The organism is Desulfovibrio sp. (assembly GCF_047607245.1).
Lineage (GTDB): Bacteria > Desulfobacterota > Desulfovibrionia > Desulfovibrionales > Desulfovibrionaceae > Desulfovibrio.
Genome location: NZ_JASGDK010000159.1, coordinates 1 through 12772, shown reverse-complemented (window position 1 = coordinate 12772; position 12772 = coordinate 1). Strand labels below are relative to the sequence as shown.

The 12772-nt window shown below is 53.0% G+C and carries 12 protein-coding genes; 2 read left to right on the top strand and 10 right to left on the bottom strand.

What is annotated here, in order from left to right:
• Positions 1 to 639: serine hydrolase (locus QM579_RS12000; RefSeq protein ID WP_414999373.1), on the bottom strand; the 639-nt coding region annotated here is incomplete at its 3' end.
• Between the two features lie 93 nt (positions 640 to 732).
• Between QM579_RS12000 and QM579_RS11995 the strand changes: the two genes are divergently transcribed.
• A complete protein-coding gene (locus QM579_RS11995) occupies positions 733 to 945 on the top strand; it encodes a hypothetical protein (RefSeq protein WP_414999372.1) in 213 nt (70 codons plus the stop codon).
• 62 nt (positions 946 to 1007) lie between these two features.
• Here the strand turns inward: QM579_RS11995 and QM579_RS11990 are convergent, their stop codons facing one another.
• The 3 genes from QM579_RS11990 to QM579_RS11980 all read right to left on the bottom strand — a co-directional run bounded on the left by QM579_RS11990 (position 1008) and on the right by QM579_RS11980 (position 2697).
• Complete coding sequence (locus QM579_RS11990) at positions 1008 to 1640, bottom strand: LysE family translocator (RefSeq protein ID WP_414999371.1); 633 nt, start codon at positions 1638 to 1640, stop codon at positions 1008 to 1010.
• Positions 1640 to 1909, bottom strand: a complete 270-nt coding sequence (locus QM579_RS11985; protein ID WP_414999374.1) for a GIY-YIG nuclease family protein — start codon at positions 1907 to 1909, stop codon at positions 1640 to 1642. Before QM579_RS11985 ends, QM579_RS11990 begins: the two co-directional genes overlap by 1 nt.
• A 200-nt stretch (positions 1910 to 2109) precedes the next feature.
• Positions 2110 to 2697 (bottom strand): hypothetical protein, encoded by a 588-nt coding sequence (locus tag QM579_RS11980; RefSeq protein WP_414999370.1) that lies wholly within the window; start codon positions 2695 to 2697, stop codon positions 2110 to 2112.
• A 237-nt stretch (positions 2698 to 2934) separates the two neighbouring features.
• On the opposite strand from QM579_RS11980, the gene QM579_RS11975 reads away from it, so the two are divergent.
• Complete coding sequence (locus QM579_RS11975) at positions 2935 to 3603, top strand: tetratricopeptide repeat protein (protein WP_414999369.1); 669 nt, start codon at positions 2935 to 2937, stop codon at positions 3601 to 3603.
• A 704-nt stretch (positions 3604 to 4307) separates the two neighbouring features.
• Here QM579_RS11975 and QM579_RS11970 read toward each other — a convergent pair.
• From QM579_RS11970 to ybaK, 6 genes are all read right to left on the bottom strand, one after another.
• Positions 4308 to 6296, bottom strand: coding sequence for an Hsp70 family protein (locus QM579_RS11970; protein ID WP_414999368.1), 1989 nt, complete (start codon positions 6294 to 6296; stop codon positions 4308 to 4310).
• The gene (locus QM579_RS11965) at positions 6293 to 7354 is read right to left on the bottom strand and encodes an adenosine deaminase (RefSeq protein WP_414999367.1); all 1062 of its coding nucleotides are present in this window, start codon (positions 7352 to 7354) and stop codon (positions 6293 to 6295) included. The genes QM579_RS11970 and QM579_RS11965 overlap by 4 nt, the downstream gene beginning before the upstream one ends.
• Before the next feature lie 551 nt (positions 7355 to 7905).
• Positions 7906 to 9732 (bottom strand): methyl-accepting chemotaxis protein, encoded by a 1827-nt coding sequence (locus QM579_RS11960; protein ID WP_414999366.1) that lies wholly within the window; start codon positions 9730 to 9732, stop codon positions 7906 to 7908.
• Between the two features lie 722 nt (positions 9733 to 10454).
• Positions 10455 to 11498: an iron-containing alcohol dehydrogenase family protein gene (locus QM579_RS11955; RefSeq protein ID WP_414999365.1), complete on the bottom strand. Its 1044-nt coding sequence runs from the start codon at positions 11496 to 11498 to the stop codon at positions 10455 to 10457.
• Positions 11495 to 12166 carry an MtnX-like HAD-IB family phosphatase gene (locus QM579_RS11950; RefSeq protein ID WP_414999364.1) on the bottom strand — a complete coding sequence of 224 codons (672 nt, stop codon included), beginning with the start codon at positions 12164 to 12166 and terminating at the stop codon, positions 11495 to 11497. The genes QM579_RS11955 and QM579_RS11950 overlap by 4 nt, the downstream gene beginning before the upstream one ends.
• Positions 12167 to 12356: 190 nt before the next feature.
• On the bottom strand, positions 12357 to 12772 hold a 416-nt coding region (gene ybaK, locus QM579_RS11945), incomplete at its 5' end, for a Cys-tRNA(Pro) deacylase (protein ID WP_414999363.1).

Below are 12772 nucleotides of genomic sequence, written 5' to 3'. Positions count from 1 at the left end.
ATTCAGCGTCAATGCCATAGCTGCGGGACTGGATGTGTCGCGTGCGTCGCCGGGGGTTGCCTGGTTAAGCGCGGGTTCCATACGATCCAGACGAAAAGCCTTGTCTCCTGCGGAGCGGGCAAACGTTGTCAGGCCAGTAGGCCCGCCGATCATTTCCAGAAGCAGGTTGGCAGCGGTGTTGTCGCTATATTGCACTGCCGCTGCACACAAAGCTTCCACCGTCATGCCAGTGTCCACATTTTTTTCAGTCACGGGCGACCAGGAAATGATTTTTTCCTGCCCGTAGTGCACAAGATCATTTAACTTGTGGGGATGCCTTTTGAGCACGGCTGCTGCAGCAAGAACTTTAAATGTACTGCAGACAGGAAAGGCTTCTTTGCCCCGGTAGGTGTACAGGCGTCCTGAGGCGCAATTGAGGCGGGCTGCGCCAAGCCTGCCGCCTGACAATGCCTCAAGCAGCGAAAGTTTTTTCGTAAGCTCGGCCTGACCGACTCCCGAGGGCGGGGATGAAGAAAATCCCAAAGCCTCCACAGCCTTGAGAGGGCGCGGTAGGGCGCTCAACCCTGCTAAGCAGGCTAATCCTGCCAAAAAGGTCCTTCGCTTCCAGGTGAGGTGCTTTGGTCTGCTGAGTTGCGACATTGTATACGACGTTGTCGTTTTGTTGATGTATTCCTGAATATGACCATGGGAAAATTAAGGGCACTTTCACGCTAAAAATGCTCCGGCGACTGCGTGGACAGGCGCCCGCCGGGGAGACGTAAGGCAGCTTCAGCCGCTGTGGCGGATGAAGCTACGGCTGCCTCAAGCGTTGTGACGCCGGAAACTGCGCCTGAAGACAGCGTGCGTAACAGCTGTGTTTATTCGTTGCAATCACTGTCGCCATCCGTAAGCCCTTCGGGCAACGGCTGCCGTGAAGACAGTGCAGCTATTTATTTGAGCAGTTAAACGTGTGACGAACGAGTCTCATGTTTTGAAATATATATTCTCAAAGTTATTCTGTTCTGCATCTAGAGTGTGACAAAAAGCAGAACCACGGCCAAGCCCACAAAAACCAGTCCGGCCGCTCGATGGACGAGCACCTGCCCACCCGGCGATTTATTAAACCACACGGCCAGCCGGCCGCCCAGCAAAGCTACACTGAAAAAGACCACAATGGTGGCCAGCATAAATAGAAGGCCCAGACTGAGAACCTGCATGGCCATGCTGCCTCGCGCCGGATCGCAGAATTGCGGCAGAAAGGCGAGAAAAAAGAGAGAGACTTTGGGGTTGGTCACGTTCATGACAATGCCGCGTCGGTACAGGGTGGCGAAGCCGGGAAAGGGCGCGCCATCACCCTTGGTTATAGCCAGAGCGGCGCTTGCTTTGAATGATAGCCACGCCAGCCACAGCAGATACCCGGCACCTATGGTTTTGAGTATTGTGAAAGCCAGGGGAGAGCTTTGAAAAATGGCAGCCACGCCCAAAGCCACGGCAGTTGTATGCACGCAGAGCCCCGTGACGAGCCCCAAGGTTGTAACAATACCAGCGCCAGCACCATAGACGGCGGACTGCGTGAGCACAAAAATATTATCCGGCCCTGGTGCGATGCCCAGAAGAAGAGAAGCAGCAAAAAAAGCCAGGGCTACATCCACAGTCAGCATTATTCTTGTTCTCCATCCAGCAAAAATGTGATTTTGACGTGACGGGGTTTGGCCTTGACGGCGTATTCCAGTCGCAGGGCGTCGGATTTGCACGAACAGCTTCGATTGGCCAGCAGGTGTACCGGACGTCTGCCACGTGTGTAACGGGCGCCCCCTGGCAGGATACCATTGTGTTGCGCCAAACGCCGTTCTATATCGCGGGTAATGCCGCAGTATAGCGTTCCGTCAGCACATTCCAGCAGGTAGACCAGCCAGCAGTCAGGTGTCATTGCCATTCTTCGTGCATATCATGATGCTGCCATAGTTTGTTTATGTAAAGATTCGTTTGAGCCTTGGCAGCAAGAAAAATCATTTTATTTTTTCTTAACTATAAAGGAATACAGATAATATCTGCACTTTGCCTGGCGGCCAGTGCACAAGGCGTATGTTGTCTTTACCAAGAATCGCACTCGCAGTTTGCAAACTGGTTTTAATCAAATCCTCCGGCGAGCCATGCAGTGATCAAAAAGGAAAGTACCCAGTTGCCCATGCGCCAGAGCCAGGGGTTGGGCATGACTCCCGTGGTCATGAGCCGCATTTGCCGCAAAGTGCCGATTATCGAGCCTATGGTGTGAAAAAATATAAAACCCAGCCCCGCGAGAAAGCCCAATTGTGCAAGACAGACGAGAAAAATGGCGAAGGTGACGCAAGGCGCGAGGCAGGCATTGGAGTTTCGCGGGCCTGTCATCCATATCTGCCCCAAAGGCGACCCGGCCTGGAAGCCACCGAAGCTGCCGCCATTGAAGGTACGACGGTAAAAACGGCTTTGCGCGTCATTCTGGTTGTAGCCGTCCTGATTGCTCTGACTGCCACTTGGCCCAAATGTCTGACTTTGGCCATGGGCCTCTTCCTGCCCGTGGGATGAATCAAAAATTATTTCAGCATCAATAACTCGCCGCTGTCCATCCCCGGCATTTGCATTGTCTGCCTGCCGTTCCGTCGGAACAGGCAGGTGTTCGCCGTGAGGCAAATGCTCATCGCCGGAATTCTTGGGAGGAATGTTCGGGGGGTGGCTCATGCTCGGCCTCCTGGTCTGTGCCTTTCAAGCGGGCGGATTATTGATAGGGCTGGTAACAAAGGCTTGCAGTGTTTGTGCCTGCTGGATGCCGGAGCGTCAAGGGGTATGCTCTGTGGAGGTGCAAAAGATTGGGTTGGTATCGATGGTTGCCCGTCTTGAACTCTTGCCAAGTACAATTGGCGGCGCTAATCTTTGGAAGACGGCACGGTCATTTTGGCCGAGGCCTGAGGAGGTTTTATGAAAAAAAATTATGCTGCGATTTTTCTGACAATGGCGTTTTTTTTGTTCTCAGCTTTGGCTGTGGGCGCACAACCTGTGGATCAGGTGGAGAAAAAACTCGACGAGGCATGGACGGCCTATAACATCGGCCAATACCAGAAGGTGCTGCAACTGGTGCAGCCTTTGGCTTCGGACGGCAATGCGCGAGCCCAGATCATCCTTGGCCGTTGCTATGAAAATGGTCTTGGCGTGCCCCAGGATATGGAAATGGCTACCAAGTGGTTCCGCCTTGCGGCGGAACAAAACAACAGTGAAGCACAGGTACTTCTGGCGTATCAGTATGAGCTGGGAGTGGGTGTGCCCAAGAATGACGCGACAGTGGTTGACCTTATGACCCGTGCCGCCAATGCCAATAATGCAGAAGCCCTGTTTAACCTGGCCCTTTACCACGGTCAGGGCAAGTATGGCTTTGCAAAGAACCCCACGGAAAGCTTCCGGCTGGCTAAAACTGCGGCTGATCAAGGCTATGCTCAGGCACAGCGGTATGTGGGCGCCTGCTATGAATTCGGTGTCGGCGTGCCTGAAAACAAGGCCGAAGCTCAGATATGGTATGGTAAGGCCAAGGCGCAGGGTTTGGAAGTGGATGGCAACGTGTTCAACTTCGTGCGCGAATACACAATGCCTTAGGGCATTGCGGCTGTAAAAAGAGTAAAATATCCGGAAGGATATGGTGAATCCCCTGCTGCAAGATCACGTGGATTTTTGAGGGATCGTGCTTTTGGCAGGCTGCCCTTTTGGGGAGCGGCATACTTGGAGCACTTTCACTTTGAAATGCTCGGGTGGCTGCGCGAGCGGACTCCGCCGGGGAAGCGAGGCACAGCTTCGACCGTTGCTTTAGCCGTTGCGACGCAGGAAGCTACGGATAAAGACGGTAATGAATTACGCGAAAATCTAGCCCAAAGAATCACTGTCGTTATCCGTAAGCCCTGGCACTGCAACGGCTAACGCGCACGCAGGGCCTGCCTGAACCGTTGACGGAACCGACTTACGGGGCAGGACTGTATTGCTACGGAACAGATAACACTGCTATTAATTTACGCGGTTAAACGCCGTAGCGAGCGTGCTTTAAACTCTACTCTAGTGCATGAATGTTCTGCGGGAAAAGGCCCTCCAGGCCCATGTGGCTGATGCGCTGCCCAAGCAGACAGTTGGTGACCAAAGGCCACCTTTTCACGCAGAATACTACGAAAGGCAAGGCCGCTCCGGGCAAAGGGCGGCCTTGCCTGTTTATTGGCGTATCTGCTGGCAGCCTTGATAACGTATGCTTATCTGGCTGGCGGGTACAGGCAGATGATTTTCCTCTAAAGCCATGTACAGAGTTTTTGCTCTGTCTATACGGTGCTGCCGCGTTCCACCCGAATATGGTTCAGAACCGTCAGCCGTTGCAGCAAGGCTTTAAGGGCGTAACGGATCTTGCTTCTGGCGTCTTCCATGAGATCTTGCCGAATTTCCTGAAAAGCCTGCCCCAGAACCTCTTCAATATACTCTCTGTTCTTTGCGGTGATCTTTTCCCTATTTTTCTCATTAAGAAGAAACTTGGGCAGTCGTTGCCGCTGAAGAAATTTTTTGCCAAATTTCCCCAAGGCCCATGTTCCGGCAAAGGCCGCAGCCCCACCGAGAACTGCGGATATTGGTTCACCTGTGGTAAGCAGCATCTTTTCGCCAATGGCAAAAGCCGCCACACCAGGCAATACGGCCACAGCCATAACATCCATAGTATTAAGCAGTGTTAGGCGCGAAACCTTCACTTGCACGGCGTCGAAAAAACTTGTGCTGAGAGTGTGGGCGGAAAAATTGAGGCTGGGTGCAAGGTAGACGCCATTTTCACGCAACCAGCGGTTAAATTGCAATCTTAGCTCTTTTTCAATTTCTTTACGGGCTGCTTCAGTGCGTTCCTGTACGATGGTTAGCAGGCCTGTATCGCGCTGGATTTTTTCACTGATTTCCCGCTCGATGTCTTCAACCGTTTTTCGGGCTTCCTGAGCTGATTCAAGAACGCTTAATATGTCCCTTATAGCAATGCGTTCCGCACAGGTTTTGGCTGCCATCTTGGTGTGTTTTTCAAAAATGCCCTGCGCCAGGTCAGAGACCCTTAAGCAAAAATCTTCGCTCTGCTCTTCAAGAAGGGTTTTTATCCTGAGGTGGGTGTTCAGCAGCATAGGATAAAGAGCCAGCCCAAAAGCGATGTCTTCGTAGGTACGCGGACTCATAACAATATTGTCTGTGCCGAAAACGTCATGCACCGCTTCACGTGCGAAAAACCAGCCACTGCTGCCGCCCGTGAGAATGACCTTGTCTATGCTCTTTTGCCGCCTGATTTCGTAAAGAATATCTTTGAACCAGGATATGAGGCCTACCTGGCGACCTTGCAGCATATCCTCGGCAACAGTACCCAGTGCGCCCCTGTTGGCATACTGACGCAGCATGCCCAGCAACGATTCTGAGGCCGTATAGCTTTCAGCCGCGCTGACCACATGCTGCCACGTAAGCTCATGCAAATAGGCGTGCTTTTGTTTGCCCTTTGCATCGAACCATGAAAGATGCAGGCTGACGGCACTGTTGATATCCTGCTGCAATACTTTGGAAAAGTGTTCCTTCTCTGCCTTGCATAAAACCCAGTGAACGTAATATTCGCAACCGTCAGTTTGCACCTGGCCGAGCAAGTCGGGGTTGTGGCGGCAGAAAAGCTGAAAGAGCAGATCGTCAAAAAGGCGTCCACCCAGCAGGCGGTCGCCGCCGCACTGTAGAATTTCCGAATTTTCAGCCAGTGTGAAGTCGCAGGTGCCGCCGCCGAAGTCCAGTATGAGCAGGCTGTGTTCCAGATCGTCCAGCTCTATTGCCCCTGACTGGAGGCAGGAGATCATGGCCGCGTCAGACTCTTTGATAAGGGAGGGTACGGGCCAGCCCGCATCTTTGAAGCACTTTGAAAGACTTATGCCGAAGCTTTCACGCGTTCTAGATGGAACACCAACAAATATTTGACTATCTGGTTCCAGAGTATCCTGCGGCAATTCTTTGCGCAACATACGCAGAAAATCTGTCATCCAGCGTGCAGCCTCGGCGTTTTCCTCGCCTATTTCTGGTTTGAACTGACAGCGAAGCTCGCGGCGTGGGCGCAGGCTGGCATTGGCGTAATATTCACTCTCCGCCAGATGCCCGATCAGGAGAGGTGAATTGTCTTCGTAAAGAATAGCGGTTTCAACGCAACCATCCGGCGCACTGATTCGGGGGAGTATTACGGGGTGTGGGGCCGATGAGCTTTTATGCGCACCGTAAATGTAAGTGTTGCTGGTGCCGAGGTCTATGCCCAGTATTTTCATGCCCTGGTCCTCCCTGATGGTGCGGTTTCTTTCTGCACATGCCCCCTGATGATCGTATCACCTGTTCGGGAATAACGGCGCAATACTCGGCAATGGTCGCCGTTTTTCACAAGGCCGATGGTGTCATAGAGTTCTGCGTGAACGGCATCGTCCCACAGAATATGCCCGTCGTCTTCGGCAAGGTTGTACCCCATAAAAGCAAGCTGCTCTGTGAGAAACTGTCTGGTTTCCCCCTCCATACCATCCAGCAGGTGAATAACGCTCTGGGCCAGAGGGCAGTCATTTCTGTGGCATTTGCCCGATTGCGGCGTTGCTGGCTCTGTGCCCTTGATGCTCTCCAGCTCTGCTTGCAGTTGACCCCAGGCTGAGAAAAAGGTCATGAGATTGCGCGCGCGGGCTTGGGCCTGCTGGTTCAAAGAAAGCTTGAAGGCTGTTACGTCAAGCGAGGTGGTTTTTTTAGCCAGCAGTACAAAAAGAAATGTAGCTCCAAGCAGCAGATACGTGCGCTTTAAGAGGCCCGGAGCGCTGCTTGTTCCAAAAACGGCATTTTTAAAATCCGCCCAGGAGGTCAACCGCAGGATTCCGGCAACCATGCTGGCGGCAAAGGTTGCCAGAGTGCCCAGACCCAAAAAGATCAAAAGACGGGTTCGCGCCTTGGGGTTGCCTGCCAGATATTCTGCTCCGTAGAGCATGCCAAGCACCGTGGCCACGCGAATGATTTCCCCGCCCATATCTATGAGGCCCAGCAGGTTTGACAACAGGCCGCCAATAAAGAAGCCAAGAAAAACAATCCCTGCCATACTCGGCAGGGAGTATCGCTTTACATACAGGGCGTCAGTGGAAAAATCCGGCATGTCGCGGGCAAGGCTCCAACGCAGATCTTCGGGAATGTCTGAACTGGCTGATTTTGCAGCGCACAAGTCCACAAGGTCTTCCTTGAGATCAGAAAGAAGCTGCCGATGCTGTGTAAAATCCTTGGGAAAGGACGTGATTTTTTCAAGGGTTGCGTCTGTAGCCGATGTTATGTCCGGCATGGATTCAGTCGCGGGGCTGGTCATTGTCATCTGGTTGTCCCGGTTGCGGTGTGGGCATGCATTCAGACTGTGCGTGCCGCTGGCTCAAAGGCGAAAACAGGGATAATTGTAAAAATAGCTATGGGAAAGGTTAGCGCACAATACCGTCAAGTCAAGGGTGGCGCGGTTTTCGTGTATACGATGCCGTAGCAGAGGGCGTGGAATCACTTTGCCGTAGAAAGTGTTAATCATGCGTTAGGGTGTCTGGCAAAGGTGTCGGCAGACGCGGCTAGCTGGGCAGACGAAACTGCTATCGCATCATGTAGAATGTCGTATCAAGCGAGATAGTGCGTATGTAAAAGAGGGCGGCTTTTTCATGACAAAAGCGTACTCTTACATACTTTACTGGAAAGGGCGGGCCTCTTTAACGCAGGAATGGGAAAAGACGTACCTGTGGTGAGTTATGGCATATTTCAGAAGAGAATGTGCCAATTCACCTCGCAAGAGCTTCAACCGATAGAATTCAGATGAACACTTGGAATCAAAAAGAATGAAAATTCAAGTTATCATCCAAGTATCATATAAAATGAAAGCTGTTATTTGCTGCTGTTAAGGCTTGCTATAATGTTTTCGAGGTCCACCGCCAGCGCGTTTAGTTTTTCAAGAGCAAAGGCGGCATGCGCGATATCGTCAGTGGCCGTTTCAGCAATCGTGCGTATCCGTTCAGATGAGCGAACAATTTCCTCGCTGGTGGCAGATTGCTCCTCAGAAGCTGTTGCAATGGAGCGAACCTGATCAGCCGTTTCTGACACAAGTTCCACAATGGCATTCAATGAGTGCTGTGCTTCGTCAGCTAATGCTGTACTTTTTTCTATGGTGGCGGAGGCTTTGTCCATCGCGGCCATGTTGTCTTCTGTTCCCTGCCGGATGTTCAGAATTGCCTTGTAAACATCGCCAGTGGCGCCCATTGTCTTTTCGGCCAGTTTGCGCACCTCATCCGCAACTACAGCGAAACCTCGTCCGGCTTCACCGGCGCGTGCGGCCTCGATGGCTGCGTTCAGTGCCAGCAGATTGGTCTGATCGGCAATGTCGGTGATCAATCCCATAATCTGCTCAATAGAAGCAACGCGCGTTCCAAGGATGCTCAAAGACTGCTTCATGGCCAGAGCTTCCTGATGCGCGGAGTCAGTAGCTGCAACGACTTCTCCCATGCGCCGCCCCCCTTCAAGGGCGATACGCCTGGCCTGTTCTGCCCCAGCAGCTGCTCCTGATGCGTTGCGTGCGACCTCAGCCACAGTGGCGTTCATTTCTTCCATAGCGCCAGCCACTTCTTGAATCTGACTTTTTTGATCTTCCGCTCCGTCATGAACATGAGTGGTCTGCACCACCAGGGCTGCAACCGATTCAGTCAGTTGGCGGGAAATATCATCAGCCGTGCGGCCTGCATGCTGCATGGTCAGAAGCAGACTGTGGGCCGTATCTTTTTCTCGCGCAGCCTCAAGCATGGCGTCGTGCGCTCTGGCGGATTCCGTTTTTGCCTGTTCTTCCTGTTTGGCCGCTTCATCCATGCTGTGGCGCAGAGCCGCCACCATAGTGGAGATGTCTTTGCGCAGAGATTCCAATTCCGCCGTGAAACGCTCATGGTCACAGGCCTCGTACTGCCCGGAGGCGACCTTGCGGGAACATGCTTGAAGCCGCGACAATGAGCCGAGGATGGAGCGTATGGCCCATAATATGAGCCCCGCAAGCAGAAGAACCGTACCGAGTTCGGCACAGTCCATTAACGTGGCTACATGACTGCGGGTTTGTTGCAGGCGGGCTGAAGTCTGGATTGCCAGTTCGTCCAGCAGAGGTTCGAGGGCATGGCTTGTTTCCCGTAACTCGGCCATGTTTTTTTCAAATGTTGCGGCCCCGTTGCCGTATTCAGCAAAGGCTTTGCGGTAGGTCTCAAGCAAGTTCACCAGCGCATCCTTACGGTCTTGCGGGTACTTTTCAGATTCAGAAATTTTTGTGCGCAGCAGGTCGGCATCCTTTGAGAAGGACGTCAGATATTTGGTTTCGCCGCGAAGCATGAAATCTTTTTCGCGGCGGCGAAGCATAAGCATGCCCGCCATAAGGCTATCGTCCTGAGCCTGTGTAAAAATACTTTCTGCCTCGTGGATGGCGGTGCGCAGCTTGCCGCTGAGCCCTTCATTTTCGTTAATTCCCATAGCCTGCACGGCTGAGGCAGCCATGCCAAACCGTTGGCGGTAGCTTTGCATCAAATTTTTTGGTGCGCTGCACAAGCCGTTCAGATCTGGCTGGTCTTCAACAATGGCGGCAAGGGTGCTTATGGCACTCTCAACAGCCGCTTCGTGTTTTTGCAGCAGATCTGGCGTTTTTCTTGAAAGAAAATCCTTTTCAGACCGTCTGGCTTCCAGCATGAAAATTTTCGCCTGTTGCGCGTTTAGACTGGCCTGTAGTGCTTTATTTATGGTCTTCGTCCCAAAATAGTTTACGAGAAAAACGGACGCGAAGCCAAGAAGTGCAACGACAAAAATGGTAAACAGTTTTTGCTTGATGCTCATAAAATACTTTGTGGCTATGGATATCGAACAGGGGGCTTCCACTGAACTCGGGGAGGAGGCGTTTTGCCGGCATGTTGTATAAAATGCCACACCTTGCCACCAACGGCTTGTTCTTTACGTTGCCGAAGAATGCAAGGCTAAAGTGCGTAAAACATGTCGATTTCGCTTCGTTTGCTTCGTACAGAATTTGTCCTGGAATGACAAGCACCGGGCAAAAGCAGACTGGAACGAGCAGGGAGAATGTGCCCGGTTACAGTCCTTACCGTTGAGGGAAATTTATTGGCTATGTTGTTGCCATCTGTAAGACCCACGCCGCCAGATGCTGTGGTCTGATGGCTGTGGCCCGCTGTAACTGAGGAGCTTTGCACCCGTACGAACAGACGGCCGCCACCGAGCTGCCTTGCAGCTTCTGGCGGTACCCGCAAAATTTGCCTGAAGCTGAGCCGCATGAGTAGATTGTCTTATAGGCAGAGAAGCATATATGCCGGTGAAGACAGAGCGCTGTTTGCTGGCGCTGTTGAACGCCGGTGTGAGCTTTTAACTATCATGAAACTGTAGAGTTTCAGGGCTAAAATATTCTAAACAAAGCAGCCGTTCAATAATGGATCTTCGTCCAGAATGCGGTGTGCCTCGGGCAGACAGTCACGCAGAGAAAGCACGGTGAAGAAATCTTCTTTCATGCCGGGCGCCAGACGAATGGCCTCAAGCCATTCCTGCCGGGAAAAGGGCGCAGCGCGCACGGCATCCCAAAAACCTGTTTTGGTGAAAACATCGGCCAGAATTTCCGTATTTCGTCCCTGAAACTGGCTGACAAAATAGGTGGCCATGCCCACCTGCAGGCCGTGGAGGTGCGGATGAGCCGAGGTCGCGTCCAGAGCGTGAGAAATAAGATGCTCGCTGCCGCTTGTGGGCCGTGAGCTGCCGCAAATTTCCATAGCGATGCCATTAAGCATGAGGGCCGTGCCCAGTAGCGCCATGCCCGGAGCATCGTATGAGGGGTTGGCGAGAAACTGGTGTACTGTGGCATCGGAAAGCAGGGCCGCAAGATCGTTGACCGATTCTCCCTTGTTGTGAAAGGCCAGCTTCCAGTCATAGACGGCGGTGAGTTTTGCCACCAGGTCGCCAACGCCTGACAGCCAGAGAGATCGCGGCGCTGAAAGGCACACGTCCACATCAATGATAACGCCCTGAGGCAGTGTGGCTGCCAGGGAGCGGCGCTTTCCGTGTATGGTCAGGCTGGACTGAGGGCTGCAAAAACCGTCATTGGAAAGAGAGGTGGGCACGGCCAGATAGGGAAGCCGGGCCAGAAAAGCCAGATATTTTGCCATATCCAAAGCTTTGCCGCCGCCCAGCCCCACAATGGCCGTAGTCTTTTTGGGCAGAATGGTGAACAGCTCCACCACATCTTCAAAGCTGTTATCGTCAACATCAATCCAGGGGCCGGTGTGGATGTGGTTTTCTTCCAATCCATCCCGGGCTTTTTGGGTCACAGCATCCGGCAGCTGCCCGGTTAGTATCAGGACATCAGTAAAGCCGGAGCGGCGCAGGTAGATGCCAAGGCGCGACAATGCGCCCGGCTTGATGCGCACGAGGTAAGGAACGCGGATCTGGCTGTTGTTCATTGAGCGCTCCTTTGCGTATCTTTGGCAAGCAGGGCATCGGCTACGTCTGACCAAACAGAAAAATTATGAAACTCTTCATGATAGCGGCCCAAGGCTGTGGCCAGATCGGCCCGGGCGAAACGCAGGTCGGGGGTGACGCCAAGGGCAGCGGGCAGGTCGGCGAATCCGTCACCAGCAAAGGCAACGGTGTAGCCCCGACGTGTATATGACCGCACAATACCTGCCTTGTCCACGCCTGTTTCGTGGCAATAAAAGGGCGAATCTACGGGGCCTTGCATGCGCAGGCTGCCGTTGGCCTCAAGGCTTGTAGGATTTGAGTAGATTTCAAGGTCTACTCCAGCAGCAGCCAGCACCCGCCGGATATACCAGTCGCACCCGGCTGAAGCCACCACAATTTCCCAGCCTGCCTTACGCAAGCTGTCAACAGCAATGCTCAGGCGCGGATCAGGTTTCATCGCAAGAGCCAGTGCATTCAATTCGGATTCCGGGGCTCGAACCTTGGCGAGAATTTGTTGCAAAGCAGAAAGATGGGTGATCTTACCTTCTCTGTATTCCTGCCAGGGGGCAATGTCCTGCGGAGTTAACAGATTTTCAACCACCAGCTTGTAAAAATCGTGCGCGGTGATGGTTCCGTCAAAATCTGTCACAAGAATGCGGGATTTGTTCATGATATTTCTCCCTATGTCGTGGTTGATAGGGGGTACGGCTGGCTGGGCGCATTGCCGCTGCAAATGAAAAAAGTTCGACAACGAGCAATCAGAATGATTGTTTGCAGCAACGCGCCGTAAATTTACTAAGAAATCGCGCTGCCAGCAGGGTGCTGACTTTGAAGCGTGAACATTTTCAGGTTCTCCTACTTTAGGCTCCCGGTTGGCGGGCAATTTCTGCCAGTGAACCGCTAACGGCTCGCATCAGATCTTCTGGGTTCAGCAGTAGCTGCACCCCGCGCAATCCGGCACTTATATATACACTTTGATGCTCAAGCGCGCTGAGATCCACATAAACGGGATACTCTTTCTTGCCGCCCAGAGGAGAGCAACCGCCTCGCACATATCCGGTAAGCGGGCGCACGTCCTTGAGGGGCACCATTTCCACATGTTTGTTGCCTGAGGCGGAGGCCAGAGCCTTGAGGTTCAGTTCGTCATTGGCGGGTATGCACGCCATAAGCACGCCAGTTTTATCACCACGGGCAACAAGGGTTTTGAACACCATATCCGGCTCCACCCCCAGATGGTGGGCCAGCGTGACGCCAGAGAGGTCGTTTTCGTCCACGT

Excerpts from the sequence above, each read along its gene's own strand:
- QM579_RS11990 (WP_414999371.1), bottom strand. The coding sequence starts at position 1,640 with ATGCTGACTGTGGATGTAGCCCTGGCTTTTTTTGCTGCTTCTCTTCTT.
- QM579_RS11985 (WP_414999374.1), bottom strand. The coding sequence starts at position 1,909 with ATGACACCTGACTGCTGGCTGGTCTACCTGCTGGAATGTGCTGACGGA.
- QM579_RS11980 (WP_414999370.1), bottom strand. The coding sequence starts at position 2,697 with ATGAGCCACCCCCCGAACATTCCTCCCAAGAATTCCGGCGATGAGCAT.
- QM579_RS11975 (WP_414999369.1), top strand. The coding sequence starts at position 2,935 with ATGAAAAAAAATTATGCTGCGATTTTTCTGACAATGGCGTTTTTTTTG.
- QM579_RS11970 (WP_414999368.1), bottom strand. The coding sequence starts at position 6,296 with ATGAAAATACTGGGCATAGACCTCGGCACCAGCAACACTTACATTTAC.
- QM579_RS11965 (WP_414999367.1), bottom strand. The coding sequence starts at position 7,354 with ATGACCAGCCCCGCGACTGAATCCATGCCGGACATAACATCGGCTACA.
- QM579_RS11960 (WP_414999366.1), bottom strand. The coding sequence starts at position 9,732 with ATGCTGGAAGCCAGACGGTCTGAAAAGGATTTTCTTTCAAGAAAAACG.
- QM579_RS11955 (WP_414999365.1), bottom strand. The coding sequence starts at position 11,498 with ATGAACAACAGCCAGATCCGCGTTCCTTACCTCGTGCGCATCAAGCCG.
- QM579_RS11950 (WP_414999364.1), bottom strand. The coding sequence starts at position 12,166 with ATGAACAAATCCCGCATTCTTGTGACAGATTTTGACGGAACCATCACC.